General features: G+C 72.5%; 14 protein-coding genes and 1 riboswitch. Of the genes, 3 read left to right on the forward strand and 11 right to left on the reverse strand.

Annotated features, from left to right (window positions below; translation table 11 throughout):
- Positions 1-162: 162 nt before the first annotated feature.
- A riboswitch (glycine riboswitch) is annotated at positions 163-268 on the forward strand.
- A gap of 37 nt (positions 269-305) precedes the next feature.
- Together gcvP and EDC50_RS11980 are read left to right on the forward strand one after the other, a co-directional pair.
- Complete coding sequence (gcvP, locus tag EDC50_RS11975) at positions 306-3191, forward strand: aminomethyl-transferring glycine dehydrogenase (RefSeq protein ID WP_123770711.1); 2886 nt, start codon at positions 306-308, stop codon at positions 3189-3191.
- Positions 3192-3293: 102 nt separating this feature from the next.
- Positions 3294-3764: an MgtC/SapB family protein gene (locus EDC50_RS11980; protein ID WP_123770712.1), complete on the forward strand. Its 471-nt coding sequence runs from the start codon at positions 3294-3296 to the stop codon at positions 3762-3764.
- Between the two features lie 65 nt (positions 3765-3829).
- Here EDC50_RS11980 and EDC50_RS11985 read toward each other — a convergent pair whose 3' ends face one another.
- The 3 genes from EDC50_RS11985 to EDC50_RS11995 all read right to left on the reverse strand — a co-directional run bounded on the left by EDC50_RS11985 (position 3830) and on the right by EDC50_RS11995 (position 6684).
- Positions 3830-4222 (reverse strand): BON domain-containing protein, encoded by a 393-nt coding sequence (locus tag EDC50_RS11985; protein ID WP_123770713.1) that lies wholly within the window; start codon positions 4220-4222, stop codon positions 3830-3832.
- Positions 4223-4320: 98 nt separating this feature from the next.
- Positions 4321-5664: a DUF763 domain-containing protein gene (locus EDC50_RS11990; protein WP_123770714.1), complete on the reverse strand. Its 1344-nt coding sequence runs from the start codon at positions 5662-5664 to the stop codon at positions 4321-4323.
- Positions 5665-5715: 51 nt separating this feature from the next.
- Entirely contained in the window at positions 5716-6684 is a 969-nt protein-coding gene (locus EDC50_RS11995) for a helix-turn-helix transcriptional regulator (RefSeq protein WP_123770715.1), read from the reverse strand.
- A gap of 97 nt (positions 6685-6781) precedes the next feature.
- On the opposite strand from EDC50_RS11995, the gene EDC50_RS12000 reads away from it, so the two are divergent.
- Positions 6782-7420 (forward strand): glutathione S-transferase family protein, encoded by a 639-nt coding sequence (locus tag EDC50_RS12000; protein WP_123770716.1) that lies wholly within the window; start codon positions 6782-6784, stop codon positions 7418-7420.
- 485 nt (positions 7421-7905) lie between these two features.
- Here the strand turns inward: EDC50_RS12000 and EDC50_RS12005 are convergent, their stop codons facing one another.
- The 8 genes from EDC50_RS12005 to folP form a co-directional block, all read right to left on the reverse strand.
- Positions 7906-9198: an adenylosuccinate synthase gene (locus tag EDC50_RS12005; RefSeq protein WP_123770717.1), complete on the reverse strand. Its 1293-nt coding sequence runs from the start codon at positions 9196-9198 to the stop codon at positions 7906-7908.
- Between the two features lie 170 nt (positions 9199-9368).
- Positions 9369-9566, reverse strand: coding sequence for a DUF2065 domain-containing protein (locus EDC50_RS12010; RefSeq protein WP_123770718.1), 198 nt, complete (start codon positions 9564-9566; stop codon positions 9369-9371).
- 2 nt (positions 9567-9568) lie between these two features.
- Entirely contained in the window at positions 9569-10432 is an 864-nt protein-coding gene (gene hflC, locus EDC50_RS12015; RefSeq protein ID WP_123770719.1) for a protease modulator HflC, read from the reverse strand.
- Positions 10429-11538: an FtsH protease activity modulator HflK gene (gene hflK / locus EDC50_RS12020; protein ID WP_123770720.1), complete on the reverse strand. Its 1110-nt coding sequence runs from the start codon at positions 11536-11538 to the stop codon at positions 10429-10431. Before hflK ends, hflC begins: the two co-directional genes overlap by 4 nt.
- Before the next feature lie 186 nt (positions 11539-11724).
- Positions 11725-13032, reverse strand: a complete 1308-nt coding sequence (gene hflX / locus EDC50_RS12025) for a ribosome rescue GTPase HflX (RefSeq protein ID WP_123770721.1) — start codon at positions 13030-13032, stop codon at positions 11725-11727.
- A gap of 26 nt (positions 13033-13058) precedes the next feature.
- Positions 13059-13337 (reverse strand): RNA chaperone Hfq, encoded by a 279-nt coding sequence (hfq, locus tag EDC50_RS12030; protein WP_123770722.1) that lies wholly within the window; start codon positions 13335-13337, stop codon positions 13059-13061.
- A gap of 171 nt (positions 13338-13508) precedes the next feature.
- The gene (gene miaA / locus EDC50_RS12035) at positions 13509-14486 is read right to left on the reverse strand and encodes a tRNA (adenosine(37)-N6)-dimethylallyltransferase MiaA (RefSeq protein ID WP_123770723.1); all 978 of its coding nucleotides are present in this window, start codon (positions 14484-14486) and stop codon (positions 13509-13511) included.
- A gap of 628 nt (positions 14487-15114) precedes the next feature.
- The gene (folP, locus tag EDC50_RS12040) at positions 15115-16014 is read right to left on the reverse strand and encodes a dihydropteroate synthase (protein WP_123770724.1); all 900 of its coding nucleotides are present in this window, start codon (positions 16012-16014) and stop codon (positions 15115-15117) included.
- Positions 16015-16147 lie beyond the last annotated feature (133 nt).

Below are 16147 nucleotides of genomic sequence, written 5' to 3' on the forward strand. Positions count from 1 at the left end.
ACGCCGTGCCCGGGCGGTCCGGCAGGCCGGGCGCCGATGTCCCGGTCCGGCGCCGCCCCGCCGGCTATAATCCCGGCACAAGCACGCGGTGGGAGAAGCGGGGCGACCCGCTGCCGAAGGCGCAACCGCCCGCAATCGCTCAGGCCCCATTACCGCCGCGTGCGCAACGACTCTGGAGAGACCGGTTCGATCCGGCGCCGAAGGGGCACGAAGCGAGCGCGGTCCGGCCCGCTTCCAAACTCTCAGGCAAAAGGACAGAGGGGCGCCCGCGTGCGGCATCGCACGCCATTTCCGGACGCCCCGACATGACCAACGCCACGCCCTCCCCGCGCACTTCCCGCCTTCGCGAGCTCGAGCACCACGACGCTTTCGTCGAGCGCCACATCGGCCCCAACGACGCCGAGGTCGCGCACATGCTGCGCGTGGTCGGCTACGACTCGCTGGAGGCGCTGACCGACGCGATCGTGCCGGCCAGCATCCGCTCGAGCGAGCCGCTGGCGCTGCCGCCGTCGATGACCGAAGTCGAGGCGCTGGCGAAGATCCGCGCCCTCGCCGACCGCAACCAGGTCTTCCGCAGCTTCATCGGCCAGGGCTACTACGGCACCCACACGCCGAACGTCATCCTGCGCAACATCCTCGAGAACCCCGCCTGGTACACCGCCTACACGCCGTACCAGGCCGAGATCTCGCAGGGCCGGATGGAGGCGCTGATCAACTTCCAGACCATGTGCGCCGACCTCACCGGCATGGAGATCGCCAACGCCTCCCTGCTGGACGAGGCCACCGCGGCCGCCGAGGCGATGACCCTGGCCAAGCGCTCGGCCAAGTCCAAGTCGAACGTGTTCTTCGTCTCCCGCAACGTGCATCCGCAGACCTGCGAGGTGCTGCGGACCCGCGCCGAGGCGCTCGACATCGAGCTGGTGTTCGGCGACGAGGCCGAGGGCGCCAGCATCGACAGCTTCGGCGTGCTGCTGCAGTACCCCGACACCTTCGGCCGCATCGGCGACCACCGCGCGCTGGCCGAGGCGGTGCACGCGCGCGGCGGCCTGGTCGCGGTCGCGACCGACCTGCTCGCGCTGACCCTGATCGAGGCGCCGGGCGAATGGGGCGCGGACATCGTGGTCGGCAACACGCAGCGCTTCGGCGTGCCGTTCGGCTTCGGCGGCCCGCACGCGGCGTTCATGGCCTGCCGCGACGCGTTCAAGCGCTCGATGCCGGGCCGGCTGATCGGCGTGTCGATCGACGCCGAGGGCCAGCCCGCCTACCGCCTGACCCTGCAGACCCGCGAGCAGCACATCCGCCGCGAGAAGGCCACGTCCAACATCTGCACCGCGCAGGTGCTGCTGGCGGTGATGGCGAGCATGTACGCGGTGTACCACGGCCCCGAAGGGCTGGCCCGCATCGCCCGCCGCGTGCACCGCCTGAGCGCGATCCTGGCCGCGGCGCTGCGCCGGGCCGGGGTCGGAGTCGGCGGCGATTTCTTCGACACCCTGCACGTGACCGGCGTCGACGCCGAGGCGATCCACGCCCAGGCGCAGGCCGCGCGCATCAACCTGCGCCGGATCGACGCGCGCAGCCTCGGCATCAGCCTGGACGAGACCGCGACGCGCGATGACGTGCTGGCGCTGGCGGCGCTGTTCGGGGCGAAGATCGACGACATCGACGCGCTCGACGCGGCGACGCCGGACGCCCTGCCCGCCGCGCTGCTGCGCAAGAGCCCGTTCCTGCAGCACCCGGTGTTCAACACCCACCACAGCGAGCACGAGCTGCTGCGCTACATGCGCGCGCTGGCCGACAAGGACTTGGCGATGGACCGCACCATGATCCCGCTGGGCAGCTGCACGATGAAGCTCAACGCCACCGCGGAGATGATCCCGGTGACCTGGCCGGAATTCGCCAACATCCATCCGCTGGCGCCGGCCGAGCAGACCGAAGGCTACCGCCAGCTGATCGCCGAGCTGGAGGCGATGCTGGCCGAGTGCACCGGCTACGACGCGGTCAGCCTGCAGCCCAATTCCGGCGCGCAGGGCGAGTACGCCGGCCTGCTGGCGATCCGCGCCTACCACCGCGCGCGCGGCGAGGGCCACCGCGACGTCTGCCTGATCCCCGAGTCCGCGCACGGCACCAACCCGGCTTCGGCGCAGATGTGCGGCATGACCGTCGTGGTCACCAAGACCGACGCCAACGGCAACGTCGACGTCGAGGACATCCGCGCCAAGGCGGAGAAGTACGGCGACCGCCTGGCCGCGATCATGATGACCTACCCGTCGACCCACGGCGTGTTCGAGGAGGACGTGGTCGAGATCTGCGAGATCGTGCACAAGCACGGCGGCCAGGTGTACACCGACGGCGCCAACATGAACGCCCTGGTCGGCCTGGCCAAGCCGGGCAAGTGGGGCTCGGACGTCTCGCACCTGAACCTGCACAAGACCTTCTGCATCCCGCACGGCGGCGGCGGCCCGGGCGTGGGCCCGTGCGCGGTGAAGTCGCACCTCACGCCGTTCCTGCCGCGCACGCTCGGCGGCGAAGGCGCGGTCGGCATGGTCAGCGCGGCCAGCTATGGCAGCGCGAGCATCCTGCCGATCAGCTGGATGTACATCACGCTGATGGGCGCGGCCGGCCTGCGCCGGGCCACCCAGGTCGCGCTGCTCAACGCCAACTACGTGGCCAAGCGCCTGGCGCCGCACTACCAGACGCTCTACACCGGCCGCAACGGCCTGGTGGCGCACGAGTGCATCCTCGACCTGCGCCCGCTCAAGGACGCGACCGGCGTCTCCGCCGAGGACGTGGCCAAGCGCCTGATCGACTTCGGCTTCCACGCCCCGACGCTGAGCTTCCCGGTGGCCGGCACGCTGATGGTCGAGCCGACCGAGAGCGAGTCGCTGCACGAGCTGGACCGCTTCGTCGACGCGATGATCCAGATCCGCGAGGAGATCCGCGCGATCGAGGACGGCCGCCTCGACCGCGAGGACAACCCGCTGAAGAACGCGCCGCACACCGCTAACGCGGTCTCGGCCTCGGAATGGACCCACGCCTACCCGCGCGAGCTGGCGGCGTTCCCGCTGCCCAGCCTGAAGCGGCAGAAGTACTGGCCCCCGGTGGCGCGCGTCGACAACGTCTACGGCGACAAGAACGTGATGTGCGCCTGCATCCCGGTCGACGCCTACAAGGACGATGCGGTCGAGGCCTGAGCACCGGCGCCCTCCGTTCCGCCGTCGGGCCCGCACGCGCGCGCCCGACGTCTTTCCGCGGCCGTGACGCACTCTTGACCGCGGCACCGCCAACGTGGCCGCATGGATTTCGACGGACAAGCTGAGGTCCTGCTCGGCGTCGCCTACGCGATGGGGCTGGGCGGCGTGATCGGTTTCGAACGCGAATTGAAGAACCGGCCGGCGGGATTCCGCACCCACATGCTGGTCGCCGGCGCGGCCGCGTTCCTGGTCGGCTTGGGCCAGCTGTTGATGTTCGATCCGCGCTACCAGATGGAAACCCTGCGCGTGGATCCGCTGCGCCTGGTCGAGGCGGTGGTGGCGGGGGTGTCGTTCATCGGCGCGGGCACGATCTTCGCGCGCCGGATCGGCCAGGCGGTCGCCGGCATCACCACCGCGGCCTCGCTGCTGACGGTGGCGGCGATCGGCGTTTCGGTCGGCCTGAGTTATTACCTGCTGGCCGCCGCGGTGACGCTGCTGACCCTGCTGGTGCTGACCCTGCTCAACGCGGTCGAACGGCGCCTGCCGACGCAACGCGGCGAGCGCGGGAAATGACCTCGGAAAAACCAAAACGCCCGGGCACCGGCGGGTGCCCGGGCGCCGGTGGCGGCTGCAGAGACTCAGCCGCCGCCCGCCTTGGCGACCTTCAGGTTGGCGCTGTTGACGCTCTTCACGCCACGCACCTGCTTGGCGATCGCCTTGGCCCGGTCGGCCTCGGCCTTGTCCTTGACCGAGCCCGAAAGCGTGACCGTGCCGTTGACCGTGTCGACGTCGATGTCGGTGCCGTCGACGTCGTCCGCGGCCATCAGTTCGGCCTTCACCTTGGTGGTGATCCAGGTGTCGTTGATCGGCTGGTTCGACTGGTCGCCCTCCTCCTCGGGCTCGGCCATGCCGGCCGATTGCGCGCGGTCGGCGCCCTGCTGTTGCGGCGCCGCCAGGGCGACCGGCGCGGCCAGCGCGGCGACCAAGGCGGTACCGAGCCACCACGGAACATTCGTCCGAGTCGTCTTCATGGCGTCTTCCTCCACTTCGGTCCAGCGCACAGTGTCGGCCCGCGCACGTAGCGGGGCGTGAAAAGCGCCGCCACCGCGGATCGGCGTCGAGCCGCGGTTCACCGATGCGAACGCGGCGTCACGCCGGTGGGCGCGGCGTCGTGCGCGGGCTCCCAGCCGAACACGCTGCGGCCGCCGTAGGCGTGCGAATCGCGCCGCTCCCGGGCCAGCAGCGCCTCCACCGGGGGGCCGCAGGCGCGCCGCTCCAGCCGCCGCGCCTGCGCGTCCAGCCGCTTCAGCGCCTGCAGCTTCTCCTCGTTGCCGAGGCGGGCGCCGGCCACGGCGCGCTTCAACACGCCCAAAGTCTGGTCGTACACCTTCAGCGGCACCGGGAACGGGTGCCGATCCTTGCCGCCATGGGCGAACGAGAACCGGGCCGGGTCGCTGAAGCGGCACGGCGCGCCGTGCATCACCTCGGCGACCAGCGCCAGCGCGCGCACCGTGCGTGCGCCGACGCCGGGAACCTGCAGCAGCTCGGCGAAATCGCGCGGCCCGCGTTCCGCAGCCGCGGCGAGCGCCGCGTGCAGCCGCCGCGGCACGATGTCCCCGGCCCGGACCTCGTGCCGGTCCGGCAGGTTCAGGTGCGGCAGCAGGCCGAGTTGCTGCGGGGCACGGTGGCCGGTCTCGCCGGCCGCGGGGCGCCCGGCCGCCGCCGGCGCGCCGGCGCGACCTGCGGACGCCGCGGCTCCGCCGGCCATGCCGAGCTTCGCCAGCTCGCGCGCGATCGCATCCGGCCCGGCCTCGCGCAGCAACTGCACCTGCGCCGACCGCGCGCGCGCCGCGCGGCGGTCGGCCAGGTTGACGATGCGTCCCTGCGCGGGCCCGTCGATCGCCGCGTGCGGCGCGTCGACGAAGCTGGTCAGCCCCTCGGACAGCCAGTGGTAGCGCCGCGCCTGCCGGCGCTCGCCGTTCATCCCCTGCTGGATCACCACCCAGCGCCCGTCGTCGGCGACGACGAAGCCGTGCAGGTACAGGTCGAAGCCGTCCTGCACCGCGGCGCTGTCGACCTTGGCGACCAGGCGGCTGGCCTGCGCCAGCGCGGTGCCGTCGAAGCCGACCCGTTCGCCGATCGCGAGCAGCTCCTCCGGCGTCCTGCGCGAATGCCGGCCACGGCCGCCGCAAACGTGCAGGCCGAGCTCGCCCGCGCGCGGCGCCAGCCCGCGCTTGAGCGCGCCGATCACGCTGGTGGTGATGCCCGAGGAATGCCAGTCCATGCCCATCACCGCGCCGAAGGACTGGAACCAGAACGGATGCGCCAGCCGGCGCAGCAGTTCCTCGCGGCCGTAGTGGTGCACGATCGCCTCGCAGATCAGCGCGCCGAGCCGGCTCATCCGCGTCGCCAGCCACGCCGGCACGCGCCCGCCGTGGAGCGGAAGATCGGCGCTGCCGGTACGCTGGCTCATGGGCGGCTCCCGAAGACGGCGAACCGCAGCATGCGCCGGCAGCGTCTCAGCCTATGAGACGCCCGCGCGGGCGGCCGCGCGCGCGAGCCGCGCGGCCAGCGCGCTCAGCGCTCGAGCCACTTCCGGCGGTTCCAGCACCTCGAATTCGACCCCCAGCCAGCCGACGTACAAGGCCAGCGCCTCGGGCTCGTGCGCGCCGGCAACCAGCAGGCAGCGCGTCTCGTCGAGCCGCTGCAGCTGGCCGCCCAATGGCGGGATCCGCGCCGCCATCCGCTCCAGCGGCGCGTGCAGCACGATCCGCGCCCGGGTCGGGTACTGCGCGGTCGAGACCGAACGCGCCACGTACGCGGCCGCGTCGCCGCCCGGAATCGGCCGCGGCGCGAAACGCGCGCCCGCCGCGATGCCGCCGTCGATGCGGTCGACCCGGAACGTGCGCCAGTCCTCGCGCTGGCGGTCCCAGGCCAGCAGGTACCAGCGCGACTGCGCGCAGACCAGCGCATGCGGCTCGGCCTCGCGCTGCGCGCCGCGGCCGTCGACGGTGCGGTAGGCGAAGCGCACGGTCGCGCTGTCGCGGCAGGCGGCGGCGAGCGCGACCAGGCGCTCGGCCTCCACCGCCGGGCCGCCCATTCCCAGCGGCGCTACCGCCGCGTGCAGGCCGCGCACCTGCGCGCGCAGCCGCGTCGGCAACAGCAGCTCCAGCTTGGCCAGCGCGCGCACGGCGGCCTCGCCGAGGCCGCTGATCGTGCCGGTCGCGGCCATGCGCAGCCCCAGCGCCACCGCCAGCGCCTCGTCGTCGTCCAGCAGCAACGGCGGCAGCGCGGCGCCGGTGCCGAGCGCGTAGCCGCCCCCCACCCCGCCGCTGGATTCCACCGGGTAGCCGAGGCTGCGCAGCCGGTCCACGTCGCGGCGCAGGGTGCGCCGGGTCACCTCCAGGCGCGCGGCCAGGTCCGGTCCGGACCAGTAGCGGCGGGATTGCAGCAGGGCGAGCAGGCGCAGCAAGCGGGTGGAGGTGTCGAGCATCGGCGCAGTATCGCCGCAATCGAGGACCGGAACTGTCCTCGATTGCGGCTAGCCTGTTCCCCACGGCCACCCTGGCCTTCCCCGCAAGGAGTCCGCCATGTCCGACCTGACCCTGTACGCCGCCCCCATGTCCAGCGCCACCCCCGTGGCCTGTGCGATCGCCGAGCTCGGCGTGCCCTGCCGCACGGTGATGCTCGACCTGGCCGCCGGCGACCAGAAGAAACCCGAATACCTGGCGATCAACCCGCACGGCGTGGTGCCGACCCTGGTGGTGGACGGCACGCCGCTGTTCGAATCGGTCGCGATCATGCAGTGGCTGGGCGGCCGCTACGGCGTCGAGCGCGGGCTGTGGCCGGCGGCGGACACCCCGGAGCGACTGACCGCGCTGTCCTGGACCACCTGGGCCTACGTCAGCTACGGGATGCTGATCAACGTGCTGAATTTCTCGCGCAGCCCGCACGCCGACGCCGCCTGGCATCACCCGCCGCTGGCCGAGGAGGCGCTGCGGCGCCTGGACGCCGCGCTGGAGCGGCTCGACGCCGAACTGGCCGGCCGCCCGTGGCTGCTCGGCGAGGCCTATTCCCTCGCCGACCTGATCGTCGCCTGCGTGATCACCTACAGCGCCTACTGCGGCGTCCCGCTGGAACGCCACGGCCATGTCCGCGGCTGGCTGCGGCGCTTCTACCAGCGGCCGGCCTATCTGCAGACCTGGGGCGCCGTCCCGCCGATGGTCTGACCCCTGCCGCCCGGATCGGGAACCCGGCCAGGCCCCCGACGGCCGGCTGCCCTGGCGGCGTTACCCGGGATCGAGGTCGCCGGGTCCCGCCCGGATCGAGCGAGCGCGACCGCGGCGGCGGCTTCAAGCGCGGCGGGCTGTGGGGCTACCGAGCGGGTAACAGTCCCTGCCGCCGCGCCCCCCACCGGCCGCGCCTCCGAGCCGCGCAGGCACAGGCACCATCACTGCGGCGCCTGCGGCCGCTCGGCCCGCGGCGCACTCGCCTGCAGCTGGACCGAAGCGGCACGGGCTGCGCGCGCCCGCGCCTCGCGGTCAATGCGCGCCTGTTCGACGACTACGCCCGCGCCGCCGCGCTGCCGGCGACCGGGCTGGACGGCCGCAACCCGCGGTGATGCGCGGCCGCGCGCGGTCGCGGTGCCGCGCCCGCCCGGGAAACGAAAAGCCCCGCGCGTGCGGGGCTTTCGCGATCGCCGGCGGAACGCGGATCAGGCGAACGGATCCTGCAGCACGATGTTGGCGTCGCGGTCCGGGCCGGTGGAGACGATCGCCAGCGGGCAGCCGGCCAGTTCCTCCAGCGCGCGCAGGTAGGCGCGGGCCGCGGCCGGCAGCTTGTCCCAGTCGGTGATGCCGTGGGTGCTCTCCTCCCAGCCCGGGAATTCCAGGTACACCGGCGTGCACTCGTCCCAGCCGGCGGCGTCCAGCGGCGCGTACTCGGTGCGCTTGCCGCGGTATTCGTAGGCGATGCAGATCTTCAGCTTCTCCATGCCGTCGAGCACGTCGAGCTTGGTGATGCACAGGCCGGTGATGCCGTTGACCGCCACCGCGCGGCGCAGGGCGACGATGTCCATCCAGCCGCAGCGGCGCGGACGGCCGGTGGTGGCGCCGTACTCCTGGCCGCGGTCGCGCAGGCCCTGGCCGACGTCGTCGTGCAGCTCGGTCGGGAACGGGCCGCCGCCGACGCGGGTGGCGTAGGCCTTGGCGATGCCGAGCACGTAGTCGATCGCGTCGGCGCCGACGCCGGTGCCGGCATAGGCGCCGCCGACGGTGGTGTTGGACGAGGTCACGTACGGATAGGTGCCGTGGTCGATGTCCAGCAGCGAGCCCTGCGCGCCTTCGAACAGCACCTTCTTGCCCTGCTTGCGCAGGTCGTGGAGGATGCCGGCGACGTCGGACTTCATCGGCTCGACGTACTCGCCGAAGGCCAGCGCCTCGTCCAGGGTCTGCTGGTAGTCGACGGCGTCGACCCCGAGGTACTGGGTCAGCACGAAGTTGTGGTAGTCCAGCGTGCTGCGCAGCTTCTCGGCGAGCTGCTCCGGGTAATGCAGGTCGGCGACGCGGATGCCGCGGCGGGCAACCTTGTCCTCGTAGGCCGGGCCGATGCCGCGGCCGGTGGTGCCGATGGCCTTGCCGCCGGCGGCCTTCTCGCGCGCCTGATCGAGGGCGATGTGGTACGGCATGATCAGCGGCGTGGCCGGGCTGATCTTCAGCCGCGAGCGGACCTCGACGCCGTTGCCTTCCAGCTCTTCGATCTCCTTGCGCAGCGCGGCCGGGCTCAGCACCACGCCGTTGCCGATCAGGCACAGCGCGCCTTCGCGCAGGATGCCGGAGGGGATCAGGTGCAGCACGGTCTTCTTGCCGCCGATGACCAGGGTGTGGCCGGCGTTGTGGCCGCCCTGGAAGCGCACCACCGCGCCGATGTCCTGGGTCAGCAGATCGACGATCTTGCCCTTGCCTTCATCGCCCCACTGGGCACCGAGAACGACGACTGACTGACCCATTTTCGAAGCTCCTGACTCCGTTGCGTTGAGGACCGGCGCGGGGCCGGGCTGCCGCGGAGACCCGCAAACAGCAAGAAAGCCGGCGGGGCGTGGGCCCCGTCCGGCTTTTGTGCATTATCCGGGTTTTCGGTCGCCGGGGCCACCCCGGCCTCGGCGGGGCCCTTGGGCGGCTACTCCCAGTGCCGCCGCACCCACCACAGCGCCAGCACGCCGAGCGCGACCACCACCGCGCCGACCATGCGCAGTTGCCGGTCCGGCATCGCGTACAGCTGCTCCGCCGCGCGCTTCCAGCCGCGCGGGGCGACGAACAGGAACAGCCCTTCCAGCACCGCGACCAGGCACAGTGCCGACAACAGCTCGACCGCCATGCTCAGCGATCGGAGCGCAGGTACTGCAGGAACGGGTCGTCGCGGTCGAGCACGATCACGCCCTCGCCGTCGGCGAACGCCTTGCGGTACGCCTCGAGGCTGCGCTGGAACGCATAGAAGCCCGGGTCGCGGCTGGCCGCCGCGGCGTAGATGCGCGCGGCCTCGGCGTCGCCCTCGCCGCGCAGGCGCTGCGCGTCGCGCTCGGCCTCGGCGACGATCACCGCCTGCTGGCGGTCGGCCTCGGCGCGCACGGTGTTGGCCTGCTCGGCGCCTTCCGCGCGCAGCCGGCTGGCCACCTGCTGGCGCTGCGCGCGCATGCGCCGGTACACGTCCTGGATCACCTGGCTGTCGGTGGGCAGGTCGATCTGCTTGATGCGCAGGTCGACGATGCGGATGCCCATCGTCTTCGCGCCCTCGTTGATGACCTGGAGCTGGCGCCCGACCACCTCGGTGCGCGAGCCGGACACCACCTGCTGCAGGGTGCGCGAGTTGATCTCGTTGCGCAGGGAGTCCTTGATGATCGGCGCCAGCCGCTGCACCGCGACCGACTCGTCGCCGCCGGTGGCGCGGTAGAACGCGCGTGCGTCCTGGATCATGCCCACCGCGAAGAAGTCGACGCTGACGTCCTTGCGCTCGGAGGTCAGATAGCGCTCCGGCTCGGCGTCGAGCACCTGCAGGCGGCGGTCGAACACCCGCGCGCTCTCGATGATCGGCCACTTGAAGTGCAGGCCGGGGCCGATGTCGCTGCGGACGACGCGGCCGAAGTTCAGGACCATGCCGGTCTGGCCCTCGTCCACGACGAAGATCGAGCCCATCAGGGCCAACAGGGCCGCGACCGCGGCGGCCACCCAGGCGGACGTTCTCATCGCGACACCTCCTCGCGGCCGGCCGGGCGCGGCTCGCGGCCCGGGCGGGCCACCTCCTGCGCCTGCGGGTCGATCGCGTTCACCGTGGGCGCCAGCGCCTCGGGCGCGAGAATGTTCGAGGCCGGCGCGCGGGCGCCGCTCTTCTCCGCCATCGGCACGTAGATCAGCTGGCGCGAATCGCCGCCGACGACCTTGCGGTTCTCGCTCAGCACCTGCTGCACGGTCTCCAGCCACAGGCGCTTGCGGGTCACCTCGGGCGCGGCCTGGTACTGGTCGACCAGCAGCGAGAAGCGGTCCGCGTCGCCCTGCGCGCGGGCGATGGCCGCGGTCTTGTAGCCCTCGGCGACGGTGCGCACGCGCGCGGCCTGGCCGCGCGCCTCCGGGACCACCTGCGCGGCGTAGGCGCGCGCCTCGCTGATCAGGCGATCCTTGTCCTGCTGCGCGCTGTTGACGTCGTCGAACGCCGGCTTGACCTCCTCCGGCGGGCGCGCGTTGGGCAGGTTCAGCTCGGTCACGTCCAGGCCGGTGCGGTACGCGGCCAGCGACTTCTGCAACTGCTCGCGCGCCGACACCGCCAGCGCGTTGCGCGCGCCCAGCACCGTGTCCAGCGTGGAGCGGCCGACCTGCTCGCGCACCGTGCTCAGCGCGGCCTGCACCAGCATCTGGTCGCCGTCGCGGGTGCCGAACAGGTACAGCTTGGGGTCGTTGATGCGGTACTGCACGTTGATCTCGACGAAGACGATGTTCTCGTCCGCGGTCAAGACCGGCACGGTCTCGCTGTAGGTCTTGATCTGGGTCGCGTTGACCTTGACCACGCGCTCGATCGGCCACGGCGCCTTCAGGTGCGGGCCCGGCTGCAGCACGCGCGCGAACTGGCCGAAGCGCAGCACCACGCCGCGCTCCTGCTCGGTCACCAGGACGAAGCAGTTGAACACCAGCCACAGGCCGAACACCAGCGCGGCCCAGCGCAGGATGTTGCCGCCCGAACCCAGGCCGCCGAACCAGTCGCGCAGGTTGTCGAGCAGGCCGTTGCCGGGGCCTTTGCGCCGCGGTGGGCGGCCGTCCGAGCCGCCGGAATTGTCGCTGCCAGGGGTGTTCCAGGCCATGCCTGCTCCAGGAGGGGAATCGGCGCCCGCGCCGGAGCGGGACGTGAGTCGATTCTAGGTGGGGCCTCGGGGGGCCTCAAGCAAGAGGGGTGCCGAAGGCGGTTTCCGACGGCCGCGCGGGTGCGCGCCGGAATGCCGCCAACCGCTCGCCGAAACCGCGACAGGGCGCCGGCGCGCGGCGTGCGTTCAGTGCAGGTCTTCGCCCGGCAGCGCGGACTCCAGCAGCGGCCGCAGCGCCTCGCCGTGGGCCTGGGCGAACAGGCGCCGGGCATCGGCCAGCGCCAGCTCCACCTGCAGCCGCCAGCCGCGCTCGTCGTGGTCTTCCGCGCGCACCGCGCCGAGCTCGTGCAGGCGCGAACGCAGCCGCGCGGCCTGCGGCGGCAGGCGCACCTCGCCGCTGACATGGCGCAGCTGCAGCGCCTCGACCAGCGCCGCGCGCAGCAGGTCCAGCCCGCGCCCGTCGCGGGCCGACAGCCAGACCCGCATCCGCCCTTCCGCCGGGCGGTCGTGGCGCGGCTGCGCGTCTTCGAGCCGGTCGATCTTGTTGAACACCAGCAACTGCGGGAGGTCGCCGGCGCCGATCTCGCCCAGCACCTGGTCGACCTGGGCGATGCGCTCGTCGCGCAGCGGATCGGAGGCGTCGACCACGTGCAGCAGCAGGTCCGCCTCGCGCGCCTCGGACAGGGTCGAGCGGAACGCCGCGACCAGCTCGTGCGGCAGGTCGCGGACGAAGCCGACGGTGTCGGCCAGCACCGCGCCGCCGCCGGCCAGGTCGATGCGGCGCACGGTCGGGTCCAGGGTGGCGAACAGCTGGTCGGCGGCGTAGGCCGCGGCGCCGGTGAGCGCGTTGAACAGCGTCGACTTGCCGGCATTGGTGTAGCCGACCAGGGCGACGCGCGGCAGTTCGCTGCGCACGCGCGCGCGGCGCATCTGGGTGCGCTGCACCTCGACCTTCTCCAGCCGCCGCTCGAGTTGCTCGACGCGCTTCTGCAGCAGCCGGCGGTCGGTCTCGAGCTGGGTCTCGCCCGGTCCGCGCAGGCCGATGGCGCCGCCGCGCTGGCGCTCCAGGTGGGTCCAGCCGCGCACCAGGCGGGTGGCCATGTGGCGCAGCTGCGCCAGCTCGACCTGCAGCTTGCCGTCGTGGCTGCGCGCGCGCTGGGCGAAGATGTCGAGGATCAGCCCGGTGCGGTCGACGACGCGGCGCTGCAGCGCGCGCTCGAGATTGCGCTCCTGCACCGGGGTCAACGGATGGTTGACCAGGACCAGGTCGGCGCCGCTGGCGTCGGCCGCGGCCTTGACCTCTTCCAGCTTGCCGCTGCCGATCAGGGTCGACGGGCTCGGCCTGTCGATGCGCGCGGTGACGGTCGCGGCGACGCTGGCGCCAGCGGAACGGGCCAGGTCCGCGAACTCCTCCAGCACCCCTTCGTCCGGCGGGCCGCCGGCGTGGGGCTGGATCAACAAGGCATGCTCGCCCTTGCGGGATCTTTCGAACAAGGCCGCTCACACCTCCCGATGCGGGGTCACTCGCCGGCCGGGCCGGCTTCGTCCGCGCCGCCTTCGCTGGCCTGCACGTAGCCTCCGCCCGGCCCGACGCGCACGTTGCGGGCGGGCACCACGGTGGAGATCGCGTGCTTGTAGACCATCTGGCTCACCGTGTTGCGCAGCAGGACCACGAACTGGTCGAAGGATTCGATCGTGCCCTGCAGCTTGATGCCGTTGACCAGATACACCGACACCGGCACGCGCTCGCGCCGCAACGCATTCAGAAAAGGGTCCTGCAAAGATTGTCCCTTGGACATCGTGTTTTCCCCAGCTCGTTCTAGTTATAGGGCGGCGGGCGCGGGAGCCCGGTCGCATCGCCGGTAAGCCATCCCCACAGCAGCGACGCTCCGATGGTAACCCATGTGGGCGTACGCCGAACCGTGCGTGGGTCGACCGTTTCGTTAGCAAGTCGTTGCGGCCAAGCCGCGTCAACCGCCGGGGCGCGCCCCCGCGCCGGCCATGAAGCTGGCGCGCGCGCGCTCCAACGCCGCGCGCTGGCGCTGCGGATCGAACCAGAGCGCGTCCAGCTCGCCGCGCAGCCAGGTGAGCTGGCGCTTGGCCAGTTGCCGGGTGGCGTGGATCGCGCGTTCGCGGAAGCCGGCGGCATCGCCGCGACCGTCCAGGTATTCCCAGGCCTGGCGGTAGCCGACCGCGCGCAACGCCGGCAGGTCCAGCGGCTGCGGATGCGCCCGCAATTCCGGCAGGTCGCGCAGCGCGCGCACCTCGTCGAGGAAACCGGCGGCGAGCATGGAGTCGAAGCGCGCGGCGATGCGCGCGTGCAGCTCGGCGCGGTCGGCGGGCGCGAGCACCAGCTTCAGCACCCGCAGCGGCAGCCGCGGCGCGCGCGCGGCCTCGCGCTGCCAGTCGCTGATGCAGCGGCCGGACAGGCGGAACACCTCGAGCGCGCGCTGGATCCGCTGCGCGTCGGTGGCGTGGATGCGCGCGGCGGCCTCCGGATCGACCGCCGCCAGCTCGGCGTGCAGCGCCGCCCAGCCGCGCTCGGCAGCCTCCCGCGCGATCGCCGCGCGCAGCGCCGGATCGGCCTCGGGCATCGGCGACAGGCCGTGCAGCAGCGCGCGGAAATACAGGCCGGTGCCGCCGGCGAGGATCGGCAGCCGGCCGCGGGCGACGATGTCGGCCAGCGCCGCGCGCGCGTCGAGCTCGAACTCCGCCGCCGAGTACGGCTGCCACGGCTCGCGCAAATCGAGCAGGTGGTGGCGCACCGCGGCGCGCTCCTGCGCGCTCGGCTTGGCCGCGCCGATGTCGAGGCGCCGGTACACCAGGGCGGAATCGACGCTGACGATCTCGCCTCCGTGGCGCTGCGCCCACTCCAGCGCAAGCGCGGTCTTGCCCGAGGCGGTCGGGCCCATCAGGGCGATCGCGATGGGACGCGGGTCGGCAGGCATGCGCGCACGGAAGCGGACGATCGGGCTAGCCTCGCACACGGCGGCGGCGCCGGGAACCGCTGCGCGCGCGCTTTCCACAACCGCTGTGGAGAACCGCCGGGGCAAGCCTGTTGATAAGCGCGTGCAGCGCAGGCGCCGCAAGGCCCCGGCAAGGTTTGGCGAAATTTTCGCCACCCGGGCCGCGCTGTCCACAGCCTCTGTGGACAAGCTTGCGGACAGACGTGTGGAGACGCGGCGCGGACGCCGACGCGACAAGGGCTTGCGCGAACTTGGCGATTTTTTCGCCGGTGGAAACGCTTGACAGCCGAAGCGGTTTCGGCGTCGCCACGCTTCGATGCCCCGCAGGCGGCGGACGCCTCGCGCGCTGCGGGCCATCCGCGATTTCCACAGAAGCTGTGGACAAGCCTGCGGACAGCGGCGTGACGAACATGCTGCAGCCCTTGCGCGGCGGGCCTTGCAAGAGGTTTGGCGAATTATTGGCCAGCGGAATCGCTTGACTTTCCGGCGCCTGGGGCCGCGCGCGCCGACGACGAGGCGATCATTGCCGCCGCGCACCGCGCCGGGCGATCGCAGCGACGCGCATCGCAACGCGGCGCGTCGTGCACCTCCCGCGTGGCCCGCGGCGCGCTCAATCCTCGTCGGGCCACTTCGGCGCCGGCTGCGCCGCGTCGCGCCGCGATGGCCGCTGCGCCGCGACCGCCCGCCACACCTTCAACGCATCGACGGTGGCGGCGACGTCGTGCACGCGCACGATCTTGGCGCCGTGCTGCGCCGCGACCAGGTGCGCGGCGACGGAGCCGTGCATGCGCTCGCGCGGATCGTCGCGGCCGGTCAGCTCGCCGATGCTGCGCTTGCGCGAGAGGCCGGCGAGCACCGGCACTCCGAGCTCGGCGAAGCGCTCGAGTTGCGCGAGCAGCCGCAGGTTGTGCTCGGTGGTCTTGCCGAAACCGAACCCGGGGTCGGCGACGATCCGCTTCCTGGCGATGCCGGCCATTTCCGCGGCGAAGATGCGCTCGGCGAGGAAGCGATGCACCTCGGCGACCACGTCGTCGTACTGCGGCGCCTGCTGCATCGAACGCGGCTCGCCCTGCATGTGCACCAGCACCACCGGCACGCCGAGCGCCGCCGCGGTTTCCAGCGCGCCATCGCGGCGCAGCGCGTACACGTCGTTGATCAGGCCGGCGCCGGCCTGCACCGCCGCGCGCATCACCTCCGGCTTGGAGGTGTCGATGCTGATCGGCAGCGCGGTTTCCTTCGCCAAGCGCTCGATCACCGGGATCGTGCGGCGCAGCTCTTCCTCCAGCGGCACCTCGCCCGCCCCCGGCCGGGTGGATTCGCCGCCGACGTCGAGGATGTCCGCGCCCTCCTCCGCCAGCCGCAGCGCATGCGCGACCGCCGCTTCGGTGGTCGCGTGCGCGCCGCCGTCGGAGAACGAATCGGGGGTGACGTTGACGATGCCCATCACGCGGGTGCGGTCGAGCGCCAGCGGGCGGCCGTTGCAGTCGAGGGTCGGAACGATGTCGAACATGGCGGGCTCGCGTCGAAACAGTACCGGCGACAAGCCTACCCGCTGCCCTCCGGATCGCGGAGAGGGAGCCGCTTTTCGTCCTGCCCCTTCCGCGCCGCGCCGCCTGGTCGAGCGGAGGCGACCCGCCCACGCA

The sequence above is a fragment of the Vulcaniibacterium tengchongense genome (genome assembly GCF_003814555.1).
Taxonomy (GTDB): domain Bacteria; phylum Pseudomonadota; class Gammaproteobacteria; order Xanthomonadales; family Xanthomonadaceae; genus Vulcaniibacterium; species Vulcaniibacterium tengchongense.